18 protein-coding genes are annotated in these 16639 nt (G+C 69.8%); 6 read left to right on the top strand and 12 right to left on the bottom strand.

The features are described from left to right. Positions 1 to 51: 51 nt before the first annotated feature. Genes JOF29_RS32045 through JOF29_RS32030 form a run of 4 tightly spaced genes read right to left on the bottom strand, consistent with a single transcriptional unit; the run spans position 52 to position 3565 of the window. Positions 52 to 1362, bottom strand: coding sequence for a sensor histidine kinase (locus tag JOF29_RS32045; protein ID WP_209698119.1), 1311 nt, complete (start codon positions 1360 to 1362; stop codon positions 52 to 54). 2 nt (positions 1363 to 1364) lie between these two features. Further along, on the bottom strand, positions 1365 to 2057 hold the full coding sequence (locus tag JOF29_RS32040) for a response regulator transcription factor (protein WP_209698118.1): 693 nt from the start codon (positions 2055 to 2057) through the stop codon (positions 1365 to 1367). A 47-nt stretch (positions 2058 to 2104) separates the two neighbouring features. Next, complete coding sequence (locus JOF29_RS32035; RefSeq protein ID WP_209698117.1) at positions 2105 to 2719, bottom strand: hypothetical protein; 615 nt, start codon at positions 2717 to 2719, stop codon at positions 2105 to 2107. 24 nt (positions 2720 to 2743) lie between these two features. Then, positions 2744 to 3565, bottom strand: coding sequence for a tryptophan 2,3-dioxygenase (locus tag JOF29_RS32030; RefSeq protein WP_209698116.1), 822 nt, complete (start codon positions 3563 to 3565; stop codon positions 2744 to 2746). A 91-nt stretch (positions 3566 to 3656) separates the two neighbouring features. Here JOF29_RS32030 and JOF29_RS32025 point away from each other — a divergent pair, with 91 nt between their 5' ends. From JOF29_RS32025 to JOF29_RS32010, 4 genes are all read left to right on the top strand, one after another. Continuing rightward, the gene (locus JOF29_RS32025; protein ID WP_209698115.1) at positions 3657 to 4130 is read left to right on the top strand and encodes a hypothetical protein; all 474 of its coding nucleotides are present in this window, start codon (positions 3657 to 3659) and stop codon (positions 4128 to 4130) included. A gap of 80 nt (positions 4131 to 4210) precedes the next feature. Further along, complete coding sequence (locus tag JOF29_RS32020; protein WP_245359658.1) at positions 4211 to 5668, top strand: glycoside hydrolase family 76 protein; 1458 nt, start codon at positions 4211 to 4213, stop codon at positions 5666 to 5668. A gap of 136 nt (positions 5669 to 5804) precedes the next feature. Continuing rightward, the gene (locus JOF29_RS32015; RefSeq protein WP_245360748.1) at positions 5805 to 6191 is read left to right on the top strand and encodes a DUF2505 domain-containing protein; all 387 of its coding nucleotides are present in this window, start codon (positions 5805 to 5807) and stop codon (positions 6189 to 6191) included. Between the two features lie 79 nt (positions 6192 to 6270). After that, on the top strand, positions 6271 to 6474 hold the full coding sequence (locus tag JOF29_RS32010) for a hypothetical protein (RefSeq protein ID WP_209698114.1): 204 nt from the start codon (positions 6271 to 6273) through the stop codon (positions 6472 to 6474). On the opposite strand, the gene JOF29_RS32005 is transcribed toward JOF29_RS32010, so the two are convergent. The 5 genes from JOF29_RS32005 to JOF29_RS31985 all read right to left on the bottom strand — a co-directional run bounded on the left by JOF29_RS32005 (position 6471) and on the right by JOF29_RS31985 (position 11953). Next, a complete protein-coding gene (locus tag JOF29_RS32005; RefSeq protein WP_209698113.1) occupies positions 6471 to 7163 on the bottom strand; it encodes a hypothetical protein in 693 nt (230 codons plus the stop codon). The two genes, JOF29_RS32010 and JOF29_RS32005, sit on opposite strands and share 4 nt — an antisense overlap. A gap of 46 nt (positions 7164 to 7209) precedes the next feature. Next, entirely contained in the window at positions 7210 to 8838 is a 1629-nt protein-coding gene (pruA, locus tag JOF29_RS32000; RefSeq protein ID WP_209698112.1) for an L-glutamate gamma-semialdehyde dehydrogenase, read from the bottom strand. A gap of 169 nt (positions 8839 to 9007) precedes the next feature. Then, positions 9008 to 9934, bottom strand: a complete 927-nt coding sequence (ku, locus tag JOF29_RS31995) for a non-homologous end joining protein Ku (RefSeq protein ID WP_245359656.1) — start codon at positions 9932 to 9934, stop codon at positions 9008 to 9010. Between the two features lie 7 nt (positions 9935 to 9941). Further along, positions 9942 to 10481 (bottom strand): DUF6912 family protein, encoded by a 540-nt coding sequence (locus tag JOF29_RS31990; RefSeq protein WP_209698111.1) that lies wholly within the window; start codon positions 10479 to 10481, stop codon positions 9942 to 9944. Continuing rightward, the gene (locus JOF29_RS31985; RefSeq protein ID WP_209698110.1) at positions 10478 to 11953 is read right to left on the bottom strand and encodes a WS/DGAT/MGAT family O-acyltransferase; all 1476 of its coding nucleotides are present in this window, start codon (positions 11951 to 11953) and stop codon (positions 10478 to 10480) included. The genes JOF29_RS31990 and JOF29_RS31985 overlap by 4 nt, the downstream gene beginning before the upstream one ends. A gap of 168 nt (positions 11954 to 12121) precedes the next feature. Between JOF29_RS31985 and JOF29_RS31980 the strand changes: the two genes are divergently transcribed. Together JOF29_RS31980 and JOF29_RS31975 are read left to right on the top strand one after the other, a co-directional pair. Continuing rightward, positions 12122 to 12589 carry a cupredoxin domain-containing protein gene (locus tag JOF29_RS31980; protein ID WP_209698109.1) on the top strand — a complete coding sequence of 156 codons (468 nt, stop codon included), beginning with the start codon at positions 12122 to 12124 and terminating at the stop codon, positions 12587 to 12589. Beyond that, entirely contained in the window at positions 12586 to 13917 is a 1332-nt protein-coding gene (locus JOF29_RS31975; protein ID WP_307863803.1) for a hypothetical protein, read from the top strand. Before JOF29_RS31980 ends, JOF29_RS31975 begins: the two co-directional genes overlap by 4 nt. Here the strand turns inward: JOF29_RS31975 and JOF29_RS31970 are convergent. The 3 genes from JOF29_RS31970 to JOF29_RS31960 all read right to left on the bottom strand — a co-directional run bounded on the left by JOF29_RS31970 (position 13894) and on the right by JOF29_RS31960 (position 16615). After that, on the bottom strand, positions 13894 to 15120 hold the full coding sequence (locus JOF29_RS31970) for a glycosyltransferase 87 family protein (protein WP_307863802.1): 1227 nt from the start codon (positions 15118 to 15120) through the stop codon (positions 13894 to 13896). The two genes, JOF29_RS31975 and JOF29_RS31970, sit on opposite strands and share 24 nt — an antisense overlap. Further along, positions 15117 to 15761: an HAD family hydrolase gene (locus JOF29_RS31965; RefSeq protein WP_209698108.1), complete on the bottom strand. Its 645-nt coding sequence runs from the start codon at positions 15759 to 15761 to the stop codon at positions 15117 to 15119. Before JOF29_RS31965 ends, JOF29_RS31970 begins: the two co-directional genes overlap by 4 nt. Positions 15762 to 15826: 65 nt before the next feature. Further along, positions 15827 to 16615 (bottom strand): DUF4097 family beta strand repeat-containing protein, encoded by a 789-nt coding sequence (locus JOF29_RS31960; protein ID WP_209698107.1) that lies wholly within the window; start codon positions 16613 to 16615, stop codon positions 15827 to 15829. Between the last annotated feature and the right edge of the window lie 24 nt (positions 16616 to 16639).

Here is a 16639-nt window from a genome sequence, read left to right as displayed (position 1 = left end):
ACTCAATGTAGCTGATCAACTACATAGCGTGGGGATGGTGGAAGGTCGAGGTCAGTTCTCGGCGGCGGACTTGAGGGTCAGCTCGACCTCGTTGCGGTGCAGGGTGAGAGTGCCGCCGGCGGCTTCGGCGCAGCGGCGGGCGATGTCGAGGCCGAGGCCGGTGGAGCCGCGGTCGCTGCGGCCGCGTTCGCCGGCGCCGAGGGGGATTCCGGGGCCGTTGTCGGCGACAACGATTCGGACGATGCCGTCCGCGCGGGTGAGGGTGATGCGGGCGGGTGTCCCGTCGGGGGTGTGTGCGACGACGTTCTCCACCAGCGCGTCCAGCGCCGCGCCGAGGTCCTCCGCGGAGGAGCGCACCGGCGCAGGTTTGCCCGGCAGGTCCAGCGCCAGTTCCCGGCCCTGGTCCTCGAACAGCGGCTCCCAGAAGGCGGCCCGCTGACGGCTCACCTCGACCGCGTCCGAGTGCGGGACGCGACCTTCGCGCTGCGGGCGGCGGGCCGCGCTGATGACCGCGGTCAGCGTCCGCTCCAGGCTGGTGACCTGGGTGTTCAGCTCTTCGGCGCTGTCCCGGTCCGGCATCGCCTCGACCTGCAGGCGGAGCGCGGTCAGCGGCGTCCGAAGGCGGTGCGAGAGGTCCGCGACGGCTTCGCGTTCGACGGCGATCACCTCGTCGATCCGGTCGGCGAGTCCGTTGAGCGCGGAGCCGACCTTGGCGACCTCGGCGGGGCCGGTGGTCGGGGCGCGGGCGTCCATGTCGCCGCGGGCCAGGCGTTCCGCCGTACTCGCGGTCTCCTCGAGCGGTCGCGCGAGCCGGCGGGACACCAGTTCGGCGCCGACGATGCTGAGCAGCAGGACGACCAGGCTGCCGCCGACCAGGATCAGGATCCGTGGTGTGAGCCCGGCGTACAGCTCGTCGCCGGTCAGGTAGAGGCAGACCGAGGCGGTGCCGTTCGGCGTACCGACGCCGACGTCGACCGCGAGGCCGCCGCTCACGTCGCGGTACTCCGCGTCCCCGACCTTCGGGGGGCCTTTCTTGCCGCCGCCGCCGTCGTCGTACCCGGCCGGCACCGCCTTCGGCGTCGGCACACCGCCGGGGGGCGGGCTGCCCAGCGTCGTACCGTCGGCCATCCGCACGGAGATCTTCCCCGGCCCGGCCGGGAGCCCGTTGATGTACGCCGTGACGTCGTCGGCGGTGCGGCCCTGGTCGCCGACGTAGTAGGCGACGGTCTCCGCCCGGTTGCGCGCCTTGTCCTTGGACTCGCTGGCGGTCGTACTGCGCAGCAGGAGGATCAGTGGGACAGCGAACGCGAGGACGACCAGCGTGGTCATGCCGACCGAGAGGAGGAGGATCCTGCGGCGCATGCTCAGCCGTCTCCGTCAGGAACAGCGAGTTTGACCCCGACGCCGCGCACGCTGTGCAGGAACCGCGGCTCGGCCGCCGTCTCGCCGAGCTTCCGCCGCAGCCAGGACAGGTGGACGTCGACAGTCCGGTCGCCACCGCCCCACGGCAGCCCCCAGACCTCTGCGAGCAGCTCCCGCTTGCTGACGACCGCCCCGGGGCGACGCGACAGCGCCAGCAGCAGGTCGAACTCCTTGCGGGTCAGCTCCACCGGCGCGCCGTCCACGCTCACTTCCCGGCTGCGCGGATCGATCCGCAGCCCACCGACCTCCACGGTCGACTCGCCCTGCTGGTCCGTCCCGAGCCGGCGCAGGACCGCCCGGATCCGCGCGTCCATCTGCGCGGCGCTGAACGGCTTGATCACGTAGTCGTCCGCGCCCGCGTCCAGCAGCCGTACGACGCTCGCGTCGTCGTCCCGCGCCGTCGCCACGATCACCGGTACGTCGCTGACCGCCCGCACCATCGCGAGTACGTCGCGCCCGTCCAGATCCGGGAGGCCGAGGTCGAGCAGCAGCACCTCGGGCTTCTCCCGGGCGACTGCCGCGACCCCGTCGGCACCGGCCGCGACCGCCGACACGACGTGCCCGGCCGCCGTCAGAGACTTCCCCAACGAGATCCGAATCGCATCGTCGTCCTCGATCAGCAGCACCCGCGCCATGTCCCCGAGGGTAGCTTCTGCAGGCTCAAGGCATCCTCAAGCCAGGTTCAAGCGGACGTGCGGGGCGGCCGGAGCCCGGTGGCGCGCAGCTCCAAGCCGGCGAGCTGGGCGATCACCTCGGCGTCCCCGTCGCGCCAGGCGGCGACCGGGTCGTCGGAGATCCTGGCGAGTTCGTGCATCGGCTGGTTCGCCATCGCGCGCAGCGCGAACAGGTCCAGGTCTGCCGCGCTGTCGACGAACTTCTGCGCCGCGGTCGCCCGGCGTGCGAACCGGATCCGCCGCGGTACCCAGATCAGTACGGCGAACAGCACCGGCAGGCCGATCGTCACGCCCGCGAGCACGTACGCCAACTGGTCGACGGCGTGCACCTGGTCCCGCCCCGCCTGCGCCAGCTTGCCCGCGGCACCGGCCGCGCTGTCGATCGGCGCCCGCAACTCGTCGCCCACCGCCGGCACCTTCCCGATCGGCGCCGACAGCTTCCGCAGGTCGCCGGCCAGCCCATCGCCGGCCTCGGCGGCCTTGCGTCCCGGCGTACCGAGGGCTTCGACCATCCGATGCACGAGCAGCCCGAGTTCCACGCACAACCAGATCCAGGCGACCAGCAGCAGATCCCCCACCACCTGCCCGGCCCGCTGTGCTCCTACGTCGGAGTAGAGCTTCACGCGGTCGGCCCTTCGGTCAGAGAGTCAGAGGTTCGAGCGGAGGTCCCAGAGCAGCGGGTAGTAGCGGAGGTCCAGGCGGCTGCGGAGGTAGTTGGCGCCGGACGAGCCGCCGGTGCCCGGTTTGGTACCGATCATCCGCTCGACCATCACCACGTGCCGGGCGCGCCACGCGGCGGCGAGTTCGTCGTGCTGGAGGAGCGCCTCGGCGAGCTCCCAGATCGCGGCGTAGTGCGAGCGGTCGCCGGCGACCTTGCGCAGCGCGTCCCGGATCGAGTCCTCGGAGTCGGTGTCGAAACCGCCCTTGCGCAGGACGTCGAGGTACGCGTCCCAGAGCGTCGGCTCCTCGAGGCGGCGGCGCAGGCGGTCCTGCTCCGCCTCGGTCAGGCCGCGGAACCGGCGGACGAACGACGGGTCCTTGGCGCCGGACAGGAACTCGATCTCGCGGAACTGCACCGACTGGAACCCGGACGCCGGCGACAGCCGGTGCCGGAACTCGCCGAAGTCCTGCGGGGTCATCGTCTCCAGGATGTCCACCTGCTGGGTGAGCACCCGCTCGATCGTGTGCACCCGGCGGAGCAGGTGCTCGGCCAGCCACAGCTCACCGGCCAGCATCGCGTCTCGGGACGCGGTCAGCTCGTGCAGGTTCTGCTTGAACCACAGCTCGTACACCTGGTGGATCGTGATGAACAACAGCTCGTCGTGCGCCGGCGGCTCCGACTCCAGCCGCTGCTGGTCGAGGAGCTCGGTGAGGCGCAGGTAACTGCCGTACGTGAGCCGGCCGCCCTCCTCGCCGAAGTGCACGTCGACCCCGCCCCACTGCCCCGTCACCCCGTCGCCAGCGCTCATGTGACGGAGACTAGCCCACAGGTCCGTGACTGGTCAGTGATTCGTTCGTTGGTCCAGGAAGATGCAGCGGTACGCCGAGTCGAGGAGTTGCATGTCCGCCACGGTCGAGACGCCGATCGGCCCTCCGTTCATGCGCGCTCCGGTTCAGGGGCCTCCGCGGGAGGAACCGCTGGTCGAGGCGTTGCTGCTCGACGACTACCGGTCGCTCGTCCACCTCGCCTACCTGATCCTCCCGCCTGCGATCAGCCGGGCGAGGCGGGTGGCGGCCGCACACGCTGTTGTCCAGCGAGCGCTCCCGCCGGGGCTGCCGGTTCCGCCGAGGGGGCACCGGGAATTCATGCGCCGCCGGGTCGTCGACGAGGCCACCCGGCAGGCCGAGCAGCGGTCGGTCCTGGCCCGGCTGGGCTCGGTGCTCGCACCGGCCGACGCGCTCGGCTTCGACCCGTGCAGCACCCGCCCCGACCGCACCGCCCTCGCCCGCCGCCGCGCCCGGGGCCGCGCCTTCGCGATCGCCACCGCGCTCGTCGTGGCCACGACGGTCCTCGCCGCCCTGCTCGTCTTCTGATCTCCACCCTTGACGCGTTGAGGTCCTCCGCCTACCGTCGGTGACACCGCTCTCTTCCTACCGCCCCAGGGAGATCCGTGATGTCCGTTGGAATCGTTTCCAGCCTTGCCCTCCTGATCGCTCCCCTCGGCGCACCGCTGCCCGCGCCGGCCGAGACCCCACCGGTGAACATGTCCGCCCAGGCAACGATCTGCAACAAGTACTGCGACGCCCGCGACCCCGGTCTCGCGCCGAAGGAGCGCACCCCGGTATCGGCAACCCTCTTCGGCCGCACGATCACCCTGCACCTCGACGACGACGACGCGATGGGCTGGGCCTCGATCGAGAACGGCAACCCCGGCGACGAGGTCTGGCTCGACCGCTCGATGGACGGCGGCCGTACCTGGTCCGCCGGCAGCCGGCTCGGCAACACCGCGATCCCGTCCGGGCAGAGCGGCTGGCGGACGCTGATGTACAACGTCGACGACTGGAACAACCTCGGCGTCGGCGCCCTCCGCGCCTGCGGCAAGGCCGGCGACCGCGCGGACATCGCCTGTACGCCGTGGGCGCGGGTGACGTGGAACGCCTGGGACCGGCGTACGGCGGCCGCGACCGCGCTGATGCAGGACTACAACCTGTCCAGCGGGCTGTTCGACACCACCGGCTGGTGGAACTCGGCGAATGCGCTGAACGCGTTGATCGACAACATCCGGGCCAGCGGGATGACCAGCTACAAGTACGCGATCGGCAAGACGTACGACCTGAACCTGAACAAGTTCGAGGGCCAGTTCCGCAACGACTACATCGACGACACCGGGTGGTGGGGGCTGGCGTGGGTCGCGGCGTACGACCTGACCGGCGAGGCGCGCTACCTGCAGACGGCGCGCGCCGACGCGGACCACATGGCGGCGTACTGGGACAACACGTGCGGCGGCGGGGTGTGGTGGAGCGAGGCGAAGACGTACAAGAACGCGATCTCGAACTCGCTGTACATCCAGCTGAACGCGCAGCTGCACACCCGGATCGCCGGTGACACGACGTACCTGCAACGTGCGCAGAACGGCTGGACGTGGTTCCAGCAGACCGGGATGATCAACGGCTCGCACCTGGTGAACGACGGGATCGACCTGTCCACGTGCAAGAACAACGGCCAGACCGCGTGGACGTACAACCAGGGCGTGCTGATCGGCGCGCTGACCGAGTTGTCCAAGGCAACGAACAACTCGGCGTACCTGACCAGCGCCCGGCAGCTCGCGGACGCGTCGACGACCGCGGCATCGCTGCACACCGCCGACGGCATCCTCCGCGAGCCGTGCGAGGACGGCGACTGCGGCGGCGACGGCCCGTCGTTCAAAGGCGCCCACGTCCGCGGCCTCGGCAAGCTCAACGCGGCGCTGTCGGACCATCCGTACACGGCGTACCTGCAGCGCCAGGCCGATCGCGCGTACGCGGCCGACCGGACGCCGATGGACCAGTACGGCCTGCGCTGGTCCGGACCGGTCGACAAGCTCGACGCGGCACGGCAGCAGTCCGTGGTCGACCTGCTGAACACGGTCTGAAAACCACGACGTTGATGCCATGATGACGACATGGAGCTGAAGATGTCGGCGTCGTACGACGCCACCCCCGAGGAAGTGTTCGCGATCGTGACGGACACGGCCTTCCGCGAGCAGGGCCTGCGAGAAGACCAAGGCACTGTCGTACGACGTCAAGGTCAGCACGTCCGGCAACGACACCGTGATCCGCGTCAGCCGGAAGATGGAGGCCAAGGACATCCCGGACATGGCCCGCAAGTTCGTCGGCGAGACGCTGACCGTCGTGCAGACCGAGACCTGGCACCCGGCCGCGGCGGACGGTTCGCGGACCGCGGACGTGTCCGGCGAGATCAGCAACACCCCGGTGACGCTGAAGGGTACGGCGCGGATCGCGGCGAACGGCGCGCAGAGCATCCAGGCGATCGACCTCGACATCAAGGTCGCGGTACCGCTGATCGGCCGGAAGATGGAGCCGTTCGTGGTGGACGCGATCCGCAACGGCCTGCAGAAGGAGCACGACCTGGGTCACGAGTGGAGCGGCAAGTAAACCCCGTGTCGTTGCGCTGACCACGGCACCTCCGGTGGGAACCTGAGAAGAAGCTTTGCACCGGAGGTGACCCGTACTGATGCGAACAGTCCTGCGCAAGAAGCGCGACCGAACCCCATCTGACGCGACCCAGTACTGCGCCTTCTGCGCCACCGTGATGCCGTTCGAACGCATCGAGCCGTCGGACTACCAGATCGACGAGCCCGACGAGTGGATCTGCACCAAGTGCGGCTCGGCGCTCCTGGTCGACCCGCCCACGCAGGAACTGCACCACACCGCCTAACGTCTGGCGTCGGAAGCAGCGAGGCCGTTGCGCATCGCCTCGCGGGTTTCGTCCGACCAGGGGCCTGTGTAGGTCAGCGGAAGCTCGGTCATGAACCGCCGCTCGCTCTCGGGAATCCGGGCGACCACGAGGTCGGGGTCGTCGAGCACGGTTGCGTAGAGCTTCGGCCCGTCCGCGCTGAACAAGTCCGCCGCGACGAGCCGCCCGTCTTCGGTGCGCATGATGTTGTCGGGATTGTCGTCGACCTTCGGCGCGAACCACGGCGACTCCCGCAGCCCGCGCTCGTGCACCCGCCGTACGACATCCACCAACGCCGCGACCTCAGGCTCCCGCGCGGCAAGCGCCCGGTGGAACTCGGCGGCCTCCTCCGCCGCGACCGGCGACAGCCATTCGAGGAGCTGCAGGTCCCCACCGCCCACCAACCGACGGTGCTCGAACAGCCGCGGCACCTGGCCGGTGTGGGCCGCCTCCCGGTACAACGCCGCCGTGTACGGCCCCGCCGGATCGAACGGGCTGACCCGCGCGGCGGCACGACCGTCCGGCGCACGGTACGCGACAGCCCAGTCCCCAGCACCGCAGGGCATCCACCCGGCGCTGAGCAGCAGCCGCTCGGCGTCACGATGGTCGGCCCCCTCGGCCAGCCGGCCGAGCACCTCGCGGTAAGGATCGTCCTGCGCGCCGGACCTCATGGCGCCGAGCATAGGCAACTGCCGCCGCCCGGCGCCTCCGAATAACTCAGCCCTGGTGCGGGTACCGGTAGTCGGTCGGCGGGGTGAAGGTCTCCTTCATCGAACGCGGGGAAGCCCAACGGATCAGGTTCCACATCGAGCCGGCCTTGTCGTTGGTGCCGGACGCCCGGGCGCCGCCGAACGGCTGCTGGCCGACGACCGCGCCGGTCGGCTTGTCGTTGACGTAGAAGTTGCCGGCCGCGAACCGCAGGTACTCCGCGGCCGCCGCGATCGCGTGCCGGTCCTGCGCGATCACCGCACCGGTCAGGCCGTACGGCGCCGAGTGCTCCATCTCGCGCAGCACCGTCTCGTAGTCCGCGTCGTCGTACACGTGCACGCCGAGGATCGGGCCGAAGTACTCGGTGCTGAAGATCTCGTCGGTCGGGTCGCCGGAGACCAGCAGCGTCGGGCGGACGAAGTACCCCTCGCTGTCGTCATAGGTGCCACCGGCAACAACATCGATCGAGGCGACCTGACGAGCCCGGTCCAGCGCCGCCTTGTGCTTGGCGAACGCGCGGTCGTCGATCACCGCACCGATGAAGTTCGACAGGTCGGTGACGTCGCCCATGGTCAGGGAGTCGGTCTCGGCGACGATGTCGTCCTTGATCAGGTTCCACACCGAGCGCGGCACGTACGACCGCGACGCGGCGGAGCACTTCTGCCCCTGGTACTCGAACGCGCCGCGCACCATCGCGGTCTTCAGCACCGCCGGGTCCGCCGACGGGTGCGCGAGGATGAAGTCCTTGCCGCCGGTCTCGCCGACCAGCCGCGGATACGTCCTGTACGACGCGATGCTCGTGCCGACCGTCCCCCACAGGGACTGGAACGTCTTCGTGGAGCCGGTGAAGTGGATGCCGGCCAGGTCCGGGTGGGTGAGCGCCGCCTTGCTGACCTCGATGCCGTCACCGGTGACAAGGTTGATCACACCGGCCGGCAGGCCCGCAGCCTCGAACAGCCGCATCGTCCAGTGCGCGGCGAACTGCTGCGTCGGCGACGGCTTCCACACCACCGTGTTGCCCATCAGCGCGGGCGCGGTCGGCAGGTTGCCGGCGATCGCGGTGAAGTTGAACGGGGTGATCGCGTACACGAAGCCCTCGAGCGGCCGGTAGTCCACCCGGTTCCAGACGCCCGGCGACGAGATCGGCTGGTCGCTGACGATCTGCCGCGCGAACGCCACGTTGAACCGGAGGAAGTCGATCAGCTCACAGGCCGCGTCGATCTCGGCCTGCTGGATCGTCTTGGACTGACCGAGCATGGTGGCCGCGTTCAGCGTGTCGCGCCACGGGCCGGACAACAGGTCGGCCGCCTTCAGGAAGATCGCCGCGCGGTCGTCGAAGGACAGCGAGCGCCACGCCGGAGCGGCCGCCAGCGCCGCGTCCACGGCCGCCCGGCCGTCCGCCTCGGTCGCGTTGCCGAGGGTGCCGAGCACGTGCGCGTGCTTGTGCGGCTGCACCACGTCGATCGGCGCGCCGCCGCCCAGCTTCTGCTCGCCACCGATCGTGCAGGTCAGCTCGATCGACCCGCCCGCCACGAAGTCCTTGAGCTTCGCCTCCAGACTCGCACGCTCGGCCGATCCGGGCGCATAGCCCTTCACAGGCTCGTTGGCAGGCGTCGGTACGGCGGTCACGGCATCCATGCTGCGGCACTCCTCGATCAGGTGGTGGATCGTACTGGGCACGCCGGGTTCGGGTGGCCTGGCGTGACACCAGCATCGTGCCACGCCAGCACCGTCAAGCACGAACGCGCCTGATGCATCACTTCCGCCACGGCAGCTGCCGGAAGGCCCAGACGTTGCCGTGCTTCGCTCATGCAGACTTCTTCTTCGCAGCCTTCTTCGCCGGTGCACTCTTGGCGACAGCCTTCTTCGCCGGGGCCTTCTTCGCCGCGGCGGCCTTCTTGGCGGGTGCCTTCTTCGCGGGGGCCGACTCGGACCCGCCACCAGCACGCCGTGCCTTGGCGGCCTCGACCGAGGCGCGCAGCGCGGCCACCAGGTCGACGACCTCGGCGCCCTCGCCTGCCTCTTCCTCCTCGGACTCCGGCAGCGGCACGCCCTGGGCCTTCGCCTCGACGACCTTCTCCAGCGCCTCGCGGTAGTCGTCGTGGTACTGGTCCGGGTCGAACTCGCCGCGCAGCGTGTCGATGTACGACGACGCCATCGCCTTCTCCTGGGACCGGATCTCGACGTCCTCCGGCGGCGCCGCGAACGACTTGTCGCGGATCTCGTCCGGCCAGAGCATCACCTGCAGCACCAGCACGTCGTCGACGGTCCGGAGCAGCCCGAGGCTCTCCCGGGACCGCAGCGCGACCTTGACCAGTGCGTACAGCTCGGACCCCTCCAGCGCGTCCCGGAGCAGTACGTACGGCTTGGCGCCCGGCCCGCCGTCGGCGGCCAGGTAGTACGACTTGCCGAGGTACAGCGGGTCGACCTGGTCGGCCGGCACGAACTCCAGCACGTCGATGACCTTCTTGCTGGACAGCGGCAGGTCGGCGAAGTCGTCCGAGTCCAGCACCACCATCCGGCCGTCGGGCATCTCGTACCCCTTGCCGATGTCGGAGTACGGCACCTCCTCGCCGTCGATCGCGCAGATCCGCTTGTACCGGATCCGGCCCCCGTCGGCGACGTGCACCTGACGGAACGAGATGTCCTTCTCCTCGGTCGCGGAGAACACCTTGATCGGGATCGTCACCATCCCGAACGAGATGGCCCCCTTCCAGATCGCCTGCATCGCCATCAGCTCCCTATATACGCTGTCCGCCGCGCGGCCCCTCCGCCGCGAGCAGATCGGGGATCTCCTGTGTCGCGTACCACATCAGGTCTTCAGCCTCGCACGAATCGAGCGCGAACACCGCGTCGTCGTCTACCGCTGAAGATCCGACACCGTGCGCCGCGTCCCAGAGATCGGCGGCCTTACCGATCACCGTGGTCGCCTGGGCGGCGTCCAGGTGCACGGACGCCACCGAGCGCCACGGGATCACCACGTGCAGCTCCAGCCGGGCGTCGCCGAGCTCCACGGACCCGTCCGCCGGCGGTACGGCGCTGACCTCGGCCGCGATCACCACCCGTCTCCGGCTGGTCCCCGGATCGGCGGCCAGCAGTCCGACCGAGGCGCGGGCCGCCTGCGCCATCGCGGCGTACTCCAGCTCCTCGTCGTCGCCCTCGGCGTACCACTCCCGCAGCGCGGGCGTCACGGCGTACACCGTGAGCGGCGCCGGGCCGGCCTCGCCGGCGTTGCACGCCGCGCTCAGCAGCCGGAGCGTCGATGGGACATAGACCCTCATGAGCCCGCCTTCTTGGTCGTGCCGCGGGGCTTCTTCCGGCCCCGGGAGGCCCGGTTCCGGCTGCCCCTGGTGGTGTCGAGCAACTCGTCCAGCGCGTCGGTCACGCACTGGGCGAAAACAGCGAGGTCCGGCATGGCGGTGCGGTCCGCGTTCAGACCGTAGTACACCTTGCCGTCGTACGACGTGACGCCGACCGACAGGCCCTGCCCGGGCATCAGCGGGACGACCGGGTACGACGCCAGCATCGGGGCACCCTGCGCGTACAGCGGGAACTGCGGGCCGGGAACGTTGGTGATCACCACGTCGTCGATCGGCCGCACCGTGGTGGTCGCGACCCGGGCCGCCAGCGCGTGCAACGTGGTCGGCGCGAACCCGGCGATACCGACCAGCGAGCGGGCGCTGACCGCGCGGCCGGTGTCCTTGTGCACCTTCGTCTGGTACGAGATCTGGTGCAGCCGCATGACCGGGGAGTTCTCCCCGATCGGCAGGTTCACCGCGGAGGCGATCACCCGGGAGCCGAGCGAGGTCGGCTCCTCGTCCTCGTCGTCGCGGATGCTGACCGGAACCACCGCCCGGACGCTCCGGGTCGGCCCGACGCCCTCGCCGCGGGTCATCATCCAGGACCGGAACGCGCCCGCCACCACCGCCAGGATCACGTCGTTGACGGTGCCGCCGTGCGCCGCGCGGATCGTCCGGTAGTCCTCCAGGTCGGTCTGCACCGTGGTGAACCGGCGCTGACCGGACGTCTTCACGTGCAGCGAGCTCTCCTGGGCGTGCCGCTGCGCGACCAGTGAGCCGACCACGCCGCCGAGCACCTCGCGGACCGACGTGGAGCCGGTCAGGCCGGCCAGCTCGGCACGGGCCAGCTCCAGCACGGCGGTCGGGTTCCGGGTGGCGTCCGCGAACACCCCGGCGAGCAGCTCCAGCGCGGACGGCGGGTGCTCCGGCTGCCAGGTGTCGGTCGGCGTGTCCTTCGGGTGCGCGGTGGCGTCCAGCACCACCTGGCCGATGTCGACCGTGCTGTTGCCGTCGACAAGCGCTTGATGCGACTTCGCGATGATCGCGAACCGGTCCCCCTGGAGGCCCTCGACCAGGTACATCTCCCACAGCGGCCGGGCCCGGTCGAGGCGCCGGGACATGATCCGGGCGACCAGCTCCAGCAGCTGCGCGTGCGTCCCCGGCCGGGGCAGCGCGGACCGCCGGACGTGGAAGGTGATGTCGAACTCCTCGTCGTCCACCCAGACCGGCCCGGCGAACCGCCCGGGGATCTGCTGGACCCGCTGCCGGTACCGCGGCACGTACGCGATCCGGTCCCGGATCAGCGCCACCAGGCTCTCGTAGTCGAACCCCTCCGCCAGCCCCGGGCCGTGCACCGGCGGCTCGAAGATGTCGACCGTCCCGACGTGCATCGGGGTGGCCGGCGACTCGGCCTTGAGAAAGGTGAGATCGAGCGACGTCAGCCGGTCCGGCATGTCAGTCACCTTCCTCTCGTCGACAGGTTTCTCACCCTAGTGGGTGGGTCCGACAGTGTGCTGCAACACTTCCTGTACGGGAACACTGAGCTATCCGCGTTCGTCAGGCAAGAGGGTGTGTCCCGCACCCGGCGACGTCACACGACCCCTCGAAAGGCTCCTGGACCGATGCGTACGACGCTCACTCGCGGTGCTGCCACCGCTCTTCTGCCCACCCTCGGCATGCTGGTCCTGGCCGGCTGCGGCGGAGGCGACGGCACCAGCGGCAGCAACACCCCGTCGCCGAGCGCCTCCGGTACGCCGACCTCCACGCTGCCGGCCAGCACGCCGACCCCGGGCGCGCCGAACACCGGCTCCCCGTCCGGCGAGACGGCCGACGTGACCATCACCGTCACCGTTGCCAACGGCAAGGTGAACCCGAGCGGCGCGACCATCAAGGTCAAGGCCGGCCAGACCGTCCTGGTCACCGCGACCAGCGACGCCGCCGAGGAACTGCACATCCACGGGTACGACAAGATGCTGGAGCTCACCCCGGGCAAGCCCGCCTCGGTGAAGTTCACCGCGAACATGAAGGGCACCTTCGAGGTCGAGACCCACAAGAGCGGCAAGCTCGTCGCCAAACTCGTCGTCTCGTGAGTCTGCCGCTGATCCTGCCGCTGCACGGGATCGGCGGGCGGCAGGACCTGCCGATCCCGTTCGGGCTGGCGGTCGGGGGTGCCTCGGTCGCGGTCGCGGTGTCCTTCGTCGTGCTCGGCCTGGCCTGGCGGAGTCCGAAGTACCGCGGGAACGCGTCCGGGAAGCCGTTGCCGGCCGCAATCACCCGGACCGTCGACGCCGGCTGGTTCCGCTGGGTCGTCCGGCTGGCCGGGCTGGCGATCTTCCTGTACGCGATGGTGTCGCTGATGTTCGGCGTGGACCGGCTGACGAACCCGATCTTCGGGTTCGTCTACATCCTGGTCTGGGTCGGGCTGGTGCCGATCTCGATCGTGCTCGGCCCGGTCTGGCGGACGCTGAACCCGCTGCGCACCATCCACCTGCTGCTCTCGAAGCTGCTCCGCCAGCCGCCGTCGAAGGGCCTGCTGGAGCTGCCGCGCTGGGTGGGGCTGTGGCCGGCCGCGCTCGGCATCTTCGCGTTCACCTGGCTCGAGCTGGTCGCTCCGGACCGCGCGACCATCCCGGTCCTGCAGGCCTGGATCGCGCTGTACGTCGTGATCACGATGTTCGGGGCGATCCTGTTCGGCGACAAGTGGTTCGCGCAGGGCGATCCGTTCGAGGTGTACGCGTCGTTGATGGCGCGGCTGTCGCCGTGGGGCCGCCGTACGGACGGTGCGCTGGTGGTCCGGCGCCCGCTGGAGAACCTCGACGGCCTCAAGCCGCAGCCCGGGCTGGTGGGGATGGTCGCCGCACTGCTCGGCTCCACGGCGTACGACGGGTTCTCGAACTCGTCCACCTGGATCGGCTGGGCGCAGAACCAGAACGTCTCGATGACCTGGCTCGGCACCGGCGCGCTGATCGTCTTCATCCTGGTCGTCCTGGTCACGTACTCCGGCGCGACGGTGCTCGCGGGCCGGCTCTCGGACAGTTCCAGGACGGCGCTACCGGGCCTGTTCGCACACTCCGTCGTACCGATCGCCTTCGGGTACGTGGTGGCGCACTACCTGACGCTGTTCATCCTGGAGGGCCAGCGGACGCTGATCTACCTGAGCGACCCGCTGAGCAACGGCGCCAACATCTTCGGCACCGGCCTGCTCGCGGTGAACACCGACATCACCAACCACAGCACGCTGATCGCCGTCATCCAGGTGCTCGCCGTCGTCTGCGGCCACCTCCTGGGCGTCACCTCCGCCCACGACCGCGCCGTCGCCCTCTTCCCCCGTGCCAAGGCCCTAGCCGGCCAGCTCCCCCTACTCGTCGTCATGGTCGGCTACACCTGCGCCGGCCTACTCCTGCTCTTCTCCGCCTGACGGCTTGGGCAGGCTGCGGCTGGTGACGATCAGCAGGATGAAGGCGATCATGCCGACGATCAGGTGTGAGTTGCCGGGGAGTGACTGCCAGAAGGTCCAGCTCAGTTCGCGGTCGTCGCGGTACGGTACCCACCAGATCGAGCGCAGCACGAACAAGCCGTAGAACAGTACGCCGGTAACCACCGCGGGGTTCAGGCCCCAGACGCGGTTCACGCCGCGGATAAGGCTGACGCCGAGCGGGATGATCCACACCCAGTGGTGGCTCCACGAGATCGGCGACGCGTACAGGACGGCGAGCGCCATCACGGAGATCGCGGTCACCCGCTCGTCCGCGAGCCAGTACTTCCGGGCCAGCCAAAGCACCGCCAGCCCGAACACCGCCGACAGTACGAACCAGGTCGGCTGCACCCAGCTCGCCTGGTTGCCGATCCGGTGCAGGAAGCCGTTGAAGGACTGGTTGCCCGTGTACGCGATCCCGCCGACCCGGTTCGCGTCCAGGATCACCTTGGTCCAGTAGTGCCACGACTGGTGCGGCACGATCGCGAAGCCGATCCCCATCGTCGCCAGCAGCCCGAACACCGCGTTCCGCAGCGCCCGCCACTGCTTCGTCACGACGAGCAGCGCGAGGAACGGCAGCGGGGTGAGCTTGACGCCGATCGTGACGCCGAGCCAGAACCCGCGCAGCCGGGTGTCCTTCGGGCGCACCAGGTCCAGCAGGATCATTGCGGTCAGCAACAGGTTGATCTGGCCAAACTGGATCGTCTGCCAGACCGGCTCGAGCAGCAGCGACAAGATCGTCAACGCGACCAGCACCGCCGTCCGCTTCCGCTGCGTCACGAACGACCAGAACGTCCTGGTCAGGCTGATCCGCCACAAGGCGGTGATGCACAGCACCGAGATCGTCGTCCACGCGATCAGCGCGAGCGCCCACGGTACGGCGGCCAGCGGCACCATCGCGATCGCCGCGAACGGCGGGTACGTGAACGGCAGCCCCGAGCCGGGCAGCTTCGCGTCGTACAGCGACTCGCCGTGCAGCAGCACCGAGCCGCCCATCCGGTACACGCGCAGGTCGATCATGCCGCCGAACAGGCTGCCGATCCAGGCGCCGAGCGCGACCAGCACGGCGCACGCCACGATCGCGATCAGCGTACGCCGACGCCCGTCCGGCCGGACTGGAGAAGAAGGAGGGGTGGTCACGGTCACGTCAGGTCGGCTCCGAACAGGTCTTCCAGCGCTCGCCGGGTCTCGTCGTACTCGGTGTGAAGAATCGCGGTCATCCCGACCGCCCGGGCGCCGTCGACGTTCAGCTGCAGGTCGTCGACGAAGACGCACTCCTCCGGCTTCAGGTTCAGTCGGCGGGCGGCAAGCAGGAAGATCTCCGGTTCGGGCTTGCGCAGCCCGACCTCGCCGGAGATCACGATGTCGTCGAACATCCCGTCCCAGGTGTCGCGCGGGTAGGTGTTGCCCCAGGAGTTCGACAGCAGCGCGGTCCGGATCCCGTGCTGGTTGACCCGGCGGACCAGCGCGGCCATCGCGGGCTGGTGCTCGAAGTGCGCGAACATCCGCTCGATCAGCCCCTCGGCGGGCACCGGCGTACCGTCGCGGCGGACCAGCAGCGAGGCGAGTTTGCGCTCGAAGTCGGGGACCGCGATCTGGCCGCGCTCCAGCGCGTGCACCGGGTTCAGCTCGGCGGTCACGTTCTCGGACGGCAGCCATTTCATGACCGCTTCGAGGTACGAATCGAAGTCGAAGTCGTCCAGCTCCGCCCAGCGGCGCAGCGCCGGCTCCAGCCCGGAGGTGAGGACGCCGCCCCAGTCCACCAGGAGACCACGCACCTCGACCATGGCGGCCAGCCTACTCAGGCCGAAGGTGCGATCACCCTCCCCACCCTGGATCTCACACAGTGTGCTCAGTGCGTGTAGTCGATGCTGACATCGCCCGAGGAGGTCCGCGCGGTGATCGTCCGGGTCGCGTTCGGGTCGCTCTTCACGTTCGCCGACCGGTCGCCGGAGGAGGTGTCGGTGGCGAGCTTGTACGTCGTGTCGCCGGGCGGGATCGCGATCGACACGTCGCCCGAACTCGCCTTCGCGTCGATCGACTGCGGAACGGCGGCGAACTCCAGCGCCAGGTTGCCGGAACTGCTGTGCGCCGACACCGCCGTCGAGGTCAGGCCGTCGGCGTCCAGGTTGCCGGAGCTCGAGCGCAGGTCCAGCGGCCCGCTGACGTCGTGCACCTCGATGCTGCCGGAGCTGGTCTTCAGGTCCGCGCCGGCCTCGAGCCCGGACACCGTGACGTGGCCGCTGCTGGCCTCCAGCGTCAGCTTCACGTTGCGCGGGACCGTCAGTACGTAACTCGTCCTGCAGCCGAACGACAGGAACCCGCAGCCGCCGCTGTCCAGCTCGAGCCGGCCCTCGTTGTAGCTGTCCTTCGGGTCAGAGCCGAACACGTTCCGCTCGAACTGCCGCTCCACCTTCACCTCGGTGCCGTCGCCGGGCCGCACCTCGATCGTCGCGGACGCACCATTCACCAGCAGCTCGGTGCCCTGCACGGGGTAGCTGCTCTGGTCGTTCTTCGTGCCTTCGGTCACGCCGGTGAGCGCCCAGTAGGCACCGCCGAGGACCAGCGCGACCGAGATGGCGATCCCGTACCGCCGCTGGGTACTCATCGTGCCCCGCGGGTGGCTCTGGACTTCAGACATGCCTCAACCCTGTCAGGTCGGGAC

The sequence above is a fragment of the Kribbella aluminosa genome (assembly GCF_017876295.1).
Lineage (GTDB): Bacteria > Actinomycetota > Actinomycetes > Propionibacteriales > Kribbellaceae > Kribbella > Kribbella aluminosa.
This window is presented reverse-complemented; position numbering and strand designations above follow the sequence as displayed.